This is a genomic window from Phaeodactylibacter sp., assembly GCF_022763345.1.
In the GTDB taxonomy this organism is placed as follows: Bacteria; Bacteroidota; Bacteroidia; order Chitinophagales; family Saprospiraceae; genus Phaeodactylibacter.
Map to the genome: position 1 here is coordinate 106,365 of NZ_JALEGS010000024.1, position 12,743 is coordinate 119,107.

7 protein-coding genes are annotated in these 12,743 nt (G+C 52.4%); 1 reads left to right on the forward strand and 6 read right to left on the reverse strand.

Going from position 1 to position 12,743, the window contains the following annotated elements:
* Positions 1-85 precede the first annotated feature (85 nt).
* The 3 genes from MRY86_RS06975 to MRY86_RS06985 are packed head-to-tail and all read right to left on the reverse strand — an operon-like array spanning position 86 to position 4,682.
* Entirely contained in the window at positions 86-1,627 is a 1,542-nt protein-coding gene (locus MRY86_RS06975) for an acyl-CoA carboxylase subunit beta (RefSeq protein WP_293565546.1), read from the reverse strand.
* Positions 1,628-1,640: 13 nt separating this feature from the next.
* Entirely contained in the window at positions 1,641-2,438 is a 798-nt protein-coding gene (locus MRY86_RS06980) for a class I SAM-dependent methyltransferase (RefSeq protein ID WP_293565549.1), read from the reverse strand.
* Positions 2,439-2,480: 42 nt separating this feature from the next.
* Positions 2,481-4,682, reverse strand: a complete 2,202-nt coding sequence (locus tag MRY86_RS06985) for a tetratricopeptide repeat protein (RefSeq protein ID WP_293565551.1) — start codon at positions 4,680-4,682, stop codon at positions 2,481-2,483.
* A 183-nt stretch (positions 4,683-4,865) separates the two neighbouring features.
* Between MRY86_RS06985 and MRY86_RS06990 the strand changes: the two genes are divergently transcribed.
* Positions 4,866-6,074, forward strand: coding sequence for a pyridoxal phosphate-dependent aminotransferase (locus tag MRY86_RS06990; protein ID WP_293565553.1), 1,209 nt, complete (start codon positions 4,866-4,868; stop codon positions 6,072-6,074).
* A gap of 132 nt (positions 6,075-6,206) precedes the next feature.
* On the opposite strand, the gene MRY86_RS06995 is transcribed toward MRY86_RS06990, so the two are convergent.
* From MRY86_RS06995 to MRY86_RS07005, 3 genes are read right to left on the reverse strand one after another with little or no spacing between them, the layout of a single operon-like run.
* Complete coding sequence (locus MRY86_RS06995) at positions 6,207-7,877, reverse strand: hypothetical protein (protein WP_293571135.1); 1,671 nt, start codon at positions 7,875-7,877, stop codon at positions 6,207-6,209.
* Positions 7,878-7,889: 12 nt separating this feature from the next.
* Entirely contained in the window at positions 7,890-11,273 is a 3,384-nt protein-coding gene (locus MRY86_RS07000; RefSeq protein WP_293563155.1) for an AAA domain-containing protein, read from the reverse strand.
* Between the two features lie 41 nt (positions 11,274-11,314).
* Complete coding sequence (locus MRY86_RS07005) at positions 11,315-12,700, reverse strand: caspase family protein (RefSeq protein ID WP_293563154.1); 1,386 nt, start codon at positions 12,698-12,700, stop codon at positions 11,315-11,317.
* Positions 12,701-12,743: the final 43 nt, after the last annotated feature.

Genomic DNA, 12,743 nt, shown 5'->3' on the forward strand with positions numbered 1-12,743 from the left:
ATAGTGGTTGCTATATCAAAACTGCCGGGAGGACTTGTAGCCGCCCGGCAGTTAGCAAATGTATCAAAAAGTTCTTACAGCTGGCTTAAAGCGGGATATTACCGTGCTTCTTAGCAGGTAGTTTGGCCACTTTATTCTCCAGCATCGTAAAGGCTTTAATCAGTTTGCGGCGGGTGTAGATCGGGTCAATGACCTCATCGATAAACCCGCGGCTTGCTGCCCGGTAGGGGTGGGCAAACTTTTCCTGATACTCTTTTTCTTTTTCCAGCAGCATGGCTTCCGGATCTTCTGCTTCCATGATTTCCCGGCGGAAGATGATCTCAGAGGCACCTTTTGCCCCCATCACAGCGATCTCAGAGGACGGCCAGGCGAAGTTCATATCCGCACCGATGTGCTTGGAGTTCATTACGTCGTAGGCACCACCATAGGCCTTGCGGGTAATCAGAGTCACCCGTGGCACAGTAGCCTCGCTAAAGGCATACAGCAACTTCGCGCCATTGACAATAATGCCATTCCATTCCTGATCGGTACCCGGCAGGAAGCCCGGTACATCCACCAGTACAAGGAGTGGGATATTGAAGCAATCGCAGGTACGCACGAAGCGGGCGCCTTTCTTTGAGCTTTCCACGTCAAGCACGCCTGCCAGGCTCATCGGCTGATTGCCGACCACACCTATGCTATGCCCACCAACGCGAGCGTAGCCCACCACGATATTGTCTGCGTAGTTGGGGTGAATTTCCATGAAGCTGCCTTCGTCCACCACACCTTTCACGACATCGCGGATATCATAGGGCTGATTCGTATTTTCCGGTACGATTTCCCGTAGCTGAGGCCTAAGTTCATCGCCAAGTTCATAAGGCAGTTTTGCCGGCTTGTCTTCACAGTTTTGAGGCATGTAGCTCAACAACCGCTTAATCTTTGCGATACAGTCAATGTCGTTAGCCGCAGTCAGGTGTGTAACGCCGGATTTGGTGGAGTGAGCAGAGGCACCGCCCAGCTCTTCAGCCGTTACTTCTTCGTTGGTTACCGTCTTGACCACGTTTGGCCCGGTCACGAACATATAGGAGGTGTTTTCCACCATGATCGTAAAGTCGGTCATGGCCGGAGAGTACACAGCACCACCGGCACATGGCCCCATGATAGCGGAAATCTGAGGTACCACACCGGAAGCCATCACGTTGCGGTAGAAAATGTCGGCATAGCCGCCCAGCGAGCGCACGCCTTCCTGAATACGGGCACCACCCGAATCGTTCAGTCCAATGACGGGCGCGCCATTCTTCATGGCCATATCCATGATCTTGCAAATCTTCTCGGCGTGGGTCTCAGAGAGCGAACCTCCAAAAACGGTAAAGTCCTGTGAGAACACATAAACCAGGCGGCCGTCGATCGTGCCATAGCCGGTAACGACGCCGTCACCCGGCACCCGCTGCTTGTCCATGCCAAAATCCGTGCAACGGTGCTTAACAAAGGCACCAATTTCTTCAAATGAGCCCTCATCCAGGAGAAAATGTACACGCTCCCGGGCGGTGAGTTTGCCCTTTTCGTGCTGTTTGTCAATGCGCTTTTGCCCTCCGCCTAATTCGGCTTTTGCCAGGCGGTCTTTTAACTCTACGAGTCGGTCTTTCATATTCGTAATAGGTTTACTTTTTTATGATAAAGCCTTTGCCGACAGAGTGTGCAGCACTGCGGAAAAGGGCATGGTCAATGGTGATAATCAAGTCTGTCAGCTTGGTTAGGAAAGGCTCCCGGGTGGAAGGCCGGAGTGCCATCCCTTTGTCGGGCTGCCGTTGGAGGTTGGTAGCGTTGGCCTTGAAGATGCGCTGAACGATGCCCGTCCAGTACATTTCAAGCAGCCCGATGATGTATCCACTTAGGTTTTGTTCAATCATTATGCTCAGCCGGTGGCGGTCTGACCATTGACGAAATTCCGTTTTTGAAACGAGGTACTCATGCCCAAAGGCATAGGCGCCCTGTGGAATCCGTTTTTTACTGAACCAGCTCAGCACCCGGTTGATCGGGTCGTAAGTTAGGGGAAAATCCAGAGATGGAAAAGTAATTAGCGCAATACCGTTGGGTTTTAATACTCTTTGTACTTCTTCGATCATCCTTTCCGGCTTGCCCACGTGCTCAATCACATCTACGGAAGTGATCAAGTCAAAATGGTTGTCCGGAAAGCTCAGGTTCAGAGCGTCTTCCACCCGGTAAGTCACGTTCTTCAGCCCCGCATTGAGCTGACGGGCATAGGCAATGTCCTGCTCGTTGATGTCGCAGGAAATCAGCTCCTCGCAGTATTGACTGATCATTGGATCGTAATCGCCTTCTCCGGTGCCCAGGTTAAGGGCTTTTTCAAAACGGCGGTCCTGCGACAGTCTTTTGAGATTGCGCCGAACGAAGAGGTAGCGGTTGCGGTAGGTCGGGAAGAGTAGTTTATAGTTCATTGCCGTATTTACATCAGGTTGAAAAGCCGCAAAATTAGTATTTTATAACTTTTGTGCTGCTTCCAGGTAGCGCTGCGCATTTTGGTTGTCTCCTAATGCTTGCAAAGCCTGAGCAGCCAGCTGATAGCCGGCCCGGAACCTTGGATTGGCTTCTATGGCTTTTTGTGCATTCTCATAAGCTTCCCGGTAACGTTGCTGTTGCTGATGGATAAGCCCCATGTAGTAGTAAGCTGCAAAATATTCATCGTTGACGCGGGTGGCATAATCGAAAGTCTGCAACGCTTCAGATGCCCGCCCGGTATTGAGGTAAGCCAATCCCTGATACAGGATAGCGGATTCTACATCGGGTGCGACTTCCAGGGCTTTTTGAGCTGCATTCAGCGCTTCATTGTACTGTTGGGTATTGATGTATGCATTAGACAAACCAATCCAGGCAATCTCATTGTCGGGGTGGTTTTGTACCTCTGCCGTAAATTGGCGGATCGCTTCCTGCCAATTGCTTTGCTTGATCGCCTGTTGGCCATTGTAGGCCGCTAGGGTTTCGTTTTTCTCAATCGTGGCAATGGGTACGCCGTTGACCGTCACGGTATGCACGGACTTGCTCGTCGGCCAGTTCCCCGACCGCAGATGAGCGCCCCGGATAAAGCGGGAAGGGAAAATAGCGTAGTCCCAGGGCTCATCGTAGCGGGAACTAAAGCGCACATACTCCATCTTCACTTTGCCGTTGAACTGCTCGCGGGTCTGACGGCTGGCCGGATAGTAAAATGTAGTAGCCAGCCGAATGGTATCCTGCATATGCTCACTCAGAATACCTTCGTCTTCCATCCAGTCGATCGCCTGCTTAACGCTAATGCCCCAATAGTCTGTTTCATAGGTACCAAAAGCGCCTTTCAGCCCACCACCAATAGGGTTAAAGTACACATAGGACAAGTGTGGATTGCGAATAATAAACTGGGTCGACTCAACCGCCATTAGCCCAAGAATACCATACAGACCATAAAGCATAGGCTTCTTATTGGCAAACAAATCCTCCAGGCTAATCCAAAACAGGGCCGCTACTGCGATCATGCTCGGGTAAATGAACATAAGGTGCCGCCAGCCATCGTGCAGAATAGAGTCTTTGTAAATGATATAGGCGACCGGGAAAACAGTAGCAAAATAAGCCAGCAAAACAGCCGTTTTATCGTACTTGCTGAGCAATCGGGGCAGCAGGAACAAACTGCCCAGGAAGCCCACCAGCACATAGAGCGGAATCGTTTTCACAATCCAAACCAGCGGATAAGACCAGGCGGTATCATCAGACATTACGTTCTCCCCTTCGAACAACAACCGGATCTTCACACCAAGTTGGGCGAACTCCGTCAATGCAGCTAATGGGTGCCCAATTGGGTCCACCAGTGCCGCCGGCCAAAACAAGACAGCTACGATGTACCCCACTACCGCAGCGCCGAGGCACCAGGCCAGGTACTGCCCAACGAGTTTGGTCTGTGTGGTCAGGCCTTTCACACCATATTTAAACAGAAAATCCAGCCCGGCAAAAAGCCCGAGGTAGGCAATCAGCAAAAGCCCGCCCGCCCGGGTAGCCAGTGCCAGCCCTATGCCGAGAGCAAGCCCCAGCACGTTGCGCCAGTCCGGCTTGGGCAGCGTACGGAATACCCGCACCATATAGTAGAGCGAAACGGCAAAGCCAGCTGCAAACGGTATATCTTTAGGATTCATCATGCTATGCCCCAGAAAACGGGGCGACAGGAACAACATCCAAATAGCCAGCACAGCGGCCCGCCACCCGGCGATCTGCCGGACAAACAGCCCTACGAATAATACCGCCAGCATGCCCATAAGCGCATTGAACAGATGCCGCACCTGATGGTAGCCTGTGTCAAACTCATCAAATCCAAGAGCAGCGTTGATCAGTCCGGTGGTCAGGTCAAAAAAGCCGCCGTAGTAGTGCATGTTTCCCTTCTCGATGTATAGCGCTGCCGTATCCGCACCAAAGGAAGTATAGTAATCCACCAGCTTTTCAGAGTAGTCCACCTGGTACTCATCGTCCCCGTTGATACCGGTACCTAACGACAACAAACCAGCCAGCAGGACCATACCAATAATTGAAAACTGAAATATCTTCTTCAGCAATGGGTCCTGGGGGCGCTCAGGCGGCGTGATCGCAGAAGCCTTTGGCGGTGCAGCTGGCACACTCTTGGCTGTGGCAGCGCTCTTCTTTGTACCCTGTTTTTTCTTGCTCATGAATCGCGTTCGTATTTGGACCGAAGATAGAAAAAAATGGACATTTGGCTATCCCAGGCTCTTTTTGTAACAAATTTTGCCCCCTCAGCTCTAATCCCTTCAAAAAAAGTGGAATGGATTGGTAAAATATCTAATTTTGCAGCCGTCATTTTTCGATTTTATTAATGCAAAAACAACAAGCAAATGGCATTGGCAGCAAAGACGCACCTCGCTCAGCGCATTCTGGAAATGGAAGAGTCCGCCACCATTAAAATGGCACAGATGGCCCGCGACCTGGCCGCAGAAGGGCACGAGGTCATCAGCCTCAGCCTCGGCGAGCCCGATTTTGACACCCCTGACCACATCAAGGAAGCCGCTAAAAAAGCGCTCGATGATGGTTACACCAAATACACGCCGGTCCCTGGCCTGGTGGAGTTGCGCAAAGCCATTCAGACGAAGTTCAAGCGCGACAACGGGCTGGAATTTGACCTGAGCCAGATCGTGGTTTCCAACGGTGCTAAGCAGTCTATTGCCAACATTTGTATGTCCCTGCTGGACGAAGGCGATGAGGTGGCCATCCTTGCCCCTTACTGGGTTTCCTACTCTGAGATCGTCAAAGTGGCAGGCGGCGTGCCCGTGCTGGTAAGCGCCGGTATCGAACAGGATTACAAAGTGACTGCAGATCAGGTGCGGGAGGCTCTCACAGAACGTACACGTATCCTGCTGTTCTCTTCTCCTTGCAACCCAACCGGTTCTGTCTACACCAAACCAGAACTACAGGCTATTGCTGATGTCATTGCCGAGCGGGATGATATTTACATCGTCTCTGATGAAATCTATGAATACATCAACTTCACCGATGAGCACGTCAGTATCGGCTCTTTCGAAAACGTAAAAGACCGCACCGTTACCGTCAATGGCTTTTCCAAAGGATTTGCCATGACCGGTTGGCGCCTGGGCTACATCGGTGCCCCACAGTGGATTGCCAGTGCCTGCGCTAAAATACAGGGGCAGTTCACCTCTGGTGCAACCGCTTTTGGACAAATGGCAGGTGCTCATGCCCTGACTTCTGATATGACGCCCACCCAAGAGATGAAAGCCGCTTTCCTGAAGCGCCGGGATATGATGATCGAGGAACTGAGCAAGATATCCGGCATGAAAGTCAATAAGCCGCAGGGCGCTTTCTACATCTTCCCGGACATCAGTGCCTACTTTGGGAAAAAAGCAGGCGACTTTGCCATCAATACTGCAGATGACTTCTGCGAATACCTGTTGAAGGAAGCCCACGTTGCCGTGGTCACCGGTTCTGCCTTTGGCGCACCTGAATGTTTCCGTATTTCCTACGCTGCCAGTGAAGCCGAACTGCGGGAAGCAGTGAAGCGGATTGCGGCGGCGGTGGAGCGTTTGGGGTAAATCCTATGCATCACAGAACACCCGGCGAAGGGAGTGCGCCAGGTGTTAACAAACAGGACGCCCGGCGCACTCCCTTCGCCGGGCGTCCTTGTTTGGCCCATTTACCAAATGTCAGCTCAGAGCGATGATCATCTACTCCCCCAGCGTTGCAATAAACGCTTCAAAGGTCTCGGCCTCCACACTCCAGTCCGGAGCGGGGATGCCTTCCCCCCATACATCCGGATTATCATAGAGGTTGAAGTAGCAGGCCCCATAGATCTCTGCTTTCTGTGGCCGCAGCACCTCTGCCGCTTCCCGGAGCCAGAAAGCCTGAAAATCTTCCGGCCCTTTCACCCCAAACTCAGTGATAAACAGGGGTTTTCCGGAAAGCGCTACCCGGTGCCGTTTACGCTTAAAAATCCGCTCAAAGCTCTCCTGTTGCTCATGGTCCGTTATATTCTTGTCCGGTAGCCCGTAGATGGCAATACTGACGTAGTCCACCACATCGTCCCCAGGATAAAACTCCATACTGCCCCGGTCGCCCGCCGGTCCCCAAACCCGTTTGATATTTGCCGGTAAGGTATCCGGAAAATTCATAAAGTAGCGGTAGGCCATGATGTATTCGATGGGGTCCTGACTTTGCCAGGGATAACGCTCAATCGGAATTTCCATTTCATGAGCGAAGCGCAGGTAAATGGTCTGATCTGCCTGCGCCAGGATTTCGTAAAGGTCCCGGATGTAGGTGTCATACTGCCCATGCTGCATTTTGGACAGCACCTGACGGTCGTGATTGGCTTCTGCATCTTTGAAGGGCTCGGCGGTGACAATCACTTCGTGCCCCCGGTCCAAGGCATCCTGAAGGTCCTTCCTAAATGGCCCCTGTTCCAGATCTGCCCAGTTGACAAATAAATGCTCTACTGTTACGCCATCAAGCCCGGTCAGCCGGTCTTTAGGGTCATAAACGCCTATCCGGAAATTGCTTTTTTCCTCCTCATTGATGGCTTCCATCCCGAGAGGGATATCCGCAAGCGGCGCTTGTGCCTGAACAGCCGCCTCAAGCCCTTCCTGAATCTCCGTTGCCTGTACATCCTCTACAGCAAATACCGCAATAGGCTTATCAAAAAAACGCAGGCGATGGACTTCACGGTACAGCTCCTCGCCCGGAGAGGTATAAGGCGGATAGGGCTTCGGTGGTGCCTCTGAATCATGCGCTACATCCACACTGATGACATCTACCACGTCAGCACCGGGCCAGTATTCCTCCAGCCCAGGATATCCCGCCGGGCCCCAAATGAACTTTAGGTCCGGATTGACGGCTCGGGCAGTGGTTACAAAATGCCGGTAGGCATCTGTATAAAGCTTGTGGTACTTCAGCTGCCAGGGGTAATCTTGCGCATCCACTTCCATGGCCTCTCCCCAGCGTAGGTAAACCGGCGCGCGGTGGGCTTTCAGGCGTCCTGCAAGCTGCTTAACCCGTTGGTCGTAATCCCCTCTTAGGGTTGCATTCAGGTTGGCGCCATAGCTGTCGGCCAATCCGGGTTCCGCTAATGCATGAATGGTTAGAACCAAGGGCTCAGATTGATCAATCAGATTATAAAAATCATCCAACTCCGCCTGATTCGGGGAGGCATTCCACCATTGGAGCAGGTAGCTCTGTGCACCTATCAGAGCGGAGTGATCATCGGCGCCGGCAACCGTCACAACCTCCCGGAGCAAGGGCTTTGGCCCGGCGTTTGCAGAACGGTCAAAGAAAATTCGGTAAAGGAAGAAAGCGAATAGTACGGCCACGCTTAACAGGAAGAGGGCTTTTAGGTTTCTGTGCATACTTGACCAAATTTATGGCTCTATCGTCTGCTCCTCACAGTACCGGATCAGGGCCCGGTAGATATCACTTCGACTAAGCAGATCGGGGTTGCCGATAATGACAATATGGTTGCGCGCCCGGGTCAGGGCAACGTTCAGTTTGCGGTCTACGCCTTCTTCAGACAGTGAAGTAAGCATTGCCAGTTGGTTGAGGGAATTGGTGCAAAGGGAAATGATGATCACATCCCGCGCTCCACCCTGATAGCGTTCTACTGTATCAATTGTTAATTGCTCCAGAGGCGCGCCCTGCTCTTCAAGTACCGACTTGATCTGGGCAATTTGCGCCCGGTAAGGCGTTATTACTCCTATGCTGCCCTCGTGCAGCCGCCATCCCTGCTGCCGGAATAGCTGCTGATACCCCCGTATGACCTCCCCCACTTTTTCGGCTTCAAAAGCATTCGTTTTTTGAGTGGCGCTGCGGTCATCGGCCGGGGTGGGCAGAAAAATGACGCGGCGGGAAGCAAGGTGTTGCAGGAGCTCATCGGCTTCTTCTTCCAGTACAACAGACAATGCCCGCTTTTGCTTACGGGCTACAGGTACAGAATCCGGCAAAATTTTCAGGCTGTTATCGTAAAAAAACTGGTTCGGGAAGCGCATAATGTCCTCATGCATACGCCCCTGATGGCTCAGCTGCGCGTAGGCCCAGTCCCAGCCGTTCTCCCGGCACCGCTTGAAGAGGCGCTCAAAGAGAGAGTTTCGCAGGTTGTACAGCCCAAGGTTATGCAGCATCGGGTCTTCAATTTCCGATACCACCGGGTCCTGTACCACTACTGCGGGCAGCTGCTTATGGTCACCGATCAGGATAAATCGTTCAAACTGCGGCAGTAAGCCTACCAGCATAGGTTCCAGGATTTGCGAGGCCTCGTCGATGATCACCCGGTTGAAATGCTTAAGCAGCAACAGTTCCTGCTTGCCGGCTACCGAAGAGACCGTACCCACTACAATCCTGTGCTTATTAATAATGGCTGTCAATGCTTCCCGGTCTTCCACTCCTTTGATCTTCTCCTGCAGGAGCTGCCCCTGATATTCGGGGGACGCGCCATAGCGGGAGCCTATACGCAAGTAGTGCTGCCGTATGTCAGGGCGAAGCCGTTCAATGGAGGCACAAATCTCATCTACTGCGCGGTTGGTGTAAGCCAGCAATAATAAGGTTTCCTCTGTTTCCTCAAACAAATACCCCACCAGGTGCTTGAGCATCATGCTCGTCTTGCCGGTACCGGGCGGGCCCCAAAGCAAAAAGTAATCTTCGGCAGCCAGCGCTTTTCGGAAGATATCCTGCTGCTCGGGGGTAAGCTCTGCGCTCACGGGTATGTCTTCTGGTATCCCCTCCCGGGGTGGGTCCTGCGTAAGCAGCAGGCGCTGCCGTTCCTTTGGGCTGTTGGCAAAAGTATACAACCCCCGGTACATGGTATTGAAACTGCTGTCCAGCAAGTCGTGCTCCAGGTTCCACAACGGCTGCTCCTCAAAAATCCGGGTATTGAACTGCCGGCTGCGCAGCCGGACCACCACCTGCTCATTATTGATGTGGATGATGGAGCATTTGAAAATCTGATTCGACAGCACTGCCTGCCCCTCCTGATGTGGATAAAGGACTGCGATATCACCTGTACGGAAATTGGCCAGGGGGTTGGTGTCCTCCGATTTCTGAAAAGTAATAGTGGGCTCTTCTTCCCGAGCATTCAGTTCCTGAACGGTCAGGTGGCTGATGATATCGAAGCCTGCCTGTTTTTCCTCAAAGCTGTTCAGCCAGAGCGAAGCCAGCCCATTGACCTGCTCCATGCCTTGCGCTCCGGCTTTAGCCAACTGATGTTCCCGGGCAATCAGGCCCGAAAAGGCGATGAAGTATCGTTTGGCCACTGCCCCCATGCCCTGATACACTTTTTCAAAGACCTCCATGTCGCGCCGGGTAAAGCCCTTGAGGTTGCTCTGCCGACGGGGGCTGAGTTTTCCAAATAACCGGTTGCCCTGCTCAAGCAGGTCACCCGATGCCGGGTCTCCAAGTTTAGACAATAGCCGTTCAATAGCTACCAACTGATTGCGGACTTGCAGGGCTTCGTACTGCTGCGCCTGAATGCGGGGCGCATAGCGCAGTTGGCGGTCGTCCTGCCCGGAGTACAGGATGTAATTGGCGGGGTCTACCGATTTTCCGAAAGCAGAACGCACCATCAGGTCATACAGCAATGTCTGGGTGTAGTGATTCGCACTAAGCCCGTAGGTATTGGGCATGAAAGGTTTGCCACTTTTTAGCTCTACGATGCTTGCCCGGTCGCTCCCAAGATGCAGCAAATCCAAACGGCCCTGTAGCCCATAGGTCTCAGCGTAAAAGCTGGGCTCCAGATAGCAATCTTCGGGGGTAATGCCCTGCTCCCGGAAACCCTCCTTTACCATTTGCTTCAGGTTGAGAAAGTGCTTTTGCGATTTTTGCATAATCTCCCGGACTTCCCGGTTCTCGAACAGGCAATACTGTAAGGGATTATTCACAAAGGTTTGCCGGAAGACTTCCCGGAAAGGCAGCTCGGAATCGCTCATCAGCTCATCAAGGAAGAAGTTGGCGATGTTTCCGATCATGAGGTATTTGTTCGGCTCCTTGGGCAGATATTTCTTAAGCAGGTAAGGCCAGGGATTGGTACCGTCTGGCTGGAAACATTCTGCTACAGCGGTCACGTCCATGAGGTAGTCCGGCTCCACCACAAAGGCGCGGGGATGGTAAAATCCCTGATCGTCCACCTCCACATCAAGCAGGTTCAGCACCAGAGGAAAGCCAAAAACGGAGCGGATCGCTTCGATGGTAGGCATGAAATTATCGTTGCGGTCGGCGTCATTGTATTGCACCCAGACAACGGTATCGGCCTGGGCTTCATCCCGCACCAGGAGTTGCTCAGCAGCCTCATCGTCTTCAAGTGCCACTACTCTTGCCTGCGGGATAAACTTTTCCACTTTATGGGCTTTCATACCTGAGGGCCAGGCTGGCGGATAGTCACCTCGAAGATGCTCCGGCAGAGAAGTATCCAGCAGTGCCTCAATCATATCTAGCAACACCTTAAACCCCAGCGCACGGATGTTGTCATCAACTGAATCGGGTTGGCGCATGGCTTTCAGGGCGCGTTTCCGAAACTGATGCAGGTAGAATTGCAAGCGTTTGTCCACCTCATCGCGGTGGCATACATAGGCCATACGGGCAAAAAGCGTGGAAAACTGTATGCGTTCAGCTTTGGTACACTCTATAAAAAGCAGGGTGAGCAAACGGTAGCAAGCCGCTATCTGATCACCGGGCGGCATCTCCTCATTGCGGACCACCTTATTTACTTCCTGGTAAAAGAGCTCCGCTAGTGCTGGTTTGTTGAGCTGATCGGACATAGCAGCAATATACGGCCAAATCCGTGAAGTTTACAAACCGATCAACCCAGCAGTTTATTCCGGACTTCCTCCAGCTGATGTTCCGTTTCCTTGATTTGCTCCTCAAGATTAAATTTCATGGAGGGGTCAAAAGCCTTAATTTGCTCCTGCTTAAAGGAATTTAGCTTCCGCTGTAGCAAGGCTGCCTGATTCTCCAGCCCCTGCCGCTCAAGGTCGCTCAGGGTGTGGGTTGTTTGCCTGCCGGTATTGGAATGGGCAGGCTGTTCTTCCTGCACTTCACCCAGGATGAGGTCCTCTTCCTCCAGGCTGTCCACCAGGTCAATCATGGCGTATTGGATCTGATTGAAAGTCAGCTGAGCAGATTCGCTACGGATGGTGCCTTGATTTTGCTCCCGTTTGGTGCGGTTGTAACGGGCCTGCTGCATAATGATGTCGGTCTCCCGGTAAGAATCATCGGAAATCAGGTCGTTGAGCGTGTCAAACACCCGCTCGAATTCGCCGGCAGCGAGGAAGCCTTTGAGCTGTTTTTTCAATCCCTTGAGCGTAGTTGGTTTGGCTTTTTTCGGAGCAGAGCTATCTTGAGCATCTCCACGGACATTGGAGTTGCCTCCACGGTTTGGCGTTACACCTTCCGGTGTTGAACTACGTCTCTCCTGCACGGGTGCATAAGCAAAGTCTTTCAGACGGAACATAAATTCGCCGCCCATGTCGCCCACATCGTACAAGGCTGCGCCACGTGGCAGCTGGTCCTTTACATTTTGCCCTACTGCATCGAGCACCATGTTACAAAACATGGAAACCCGCAAGCGCTGGTCCTGATTGTTCTTCAGGACCGCCAGGACCGCTTGCGCAAAAGGGCTGTGCTGTCCGGGCCGGCCGTCAGAAACGGGCTCGTTGCGCCCGGCGGTGAGCAACCACCGGGACGGCATGCTTTCCAGGCGGTCGACATAACTGGTATCCCGCTTTTGGGTAAAAATACTGCCTGAGTAACAGGAATCCGTTATAATAAAGGTGTGTTTGCTCTTAATGGCACGGATCAGGCGGGTGATCAGATCAAATGAAATATAGGAGCCAATATGATTTTTGCGGGCATCATAAGGTATCCAATAGCCCACATCCAAAGCCTTGTCGTACTCCCCGTGCCCGGCAAAGTACATCAGGAAGTTATCGTCCTCGCCAATCACATCCACCAGGCTCCGGAGGTGCTGAGTGATATTGGCCTGGGTCGCTTCCACGTCAAAATGGCAATGGGTGAGATCAGCATTGAACTGATACTTTTCCTCCAGCACCGTTTTGATTTTTTCAGCGTCCATTCGGGCGTTGTAGAGCTTGGGCATATCCGTATACTGATCGATGCCCACGATGTAGAGGTAGTTCTTGCCTTGTGGCTGATAAGTGCTGAGGTCCATTCCTCCGAATTCTGGCATAGTGCTTTAGGCTTAGTTCGGTGGCTAATATAGGTTTTTTTGA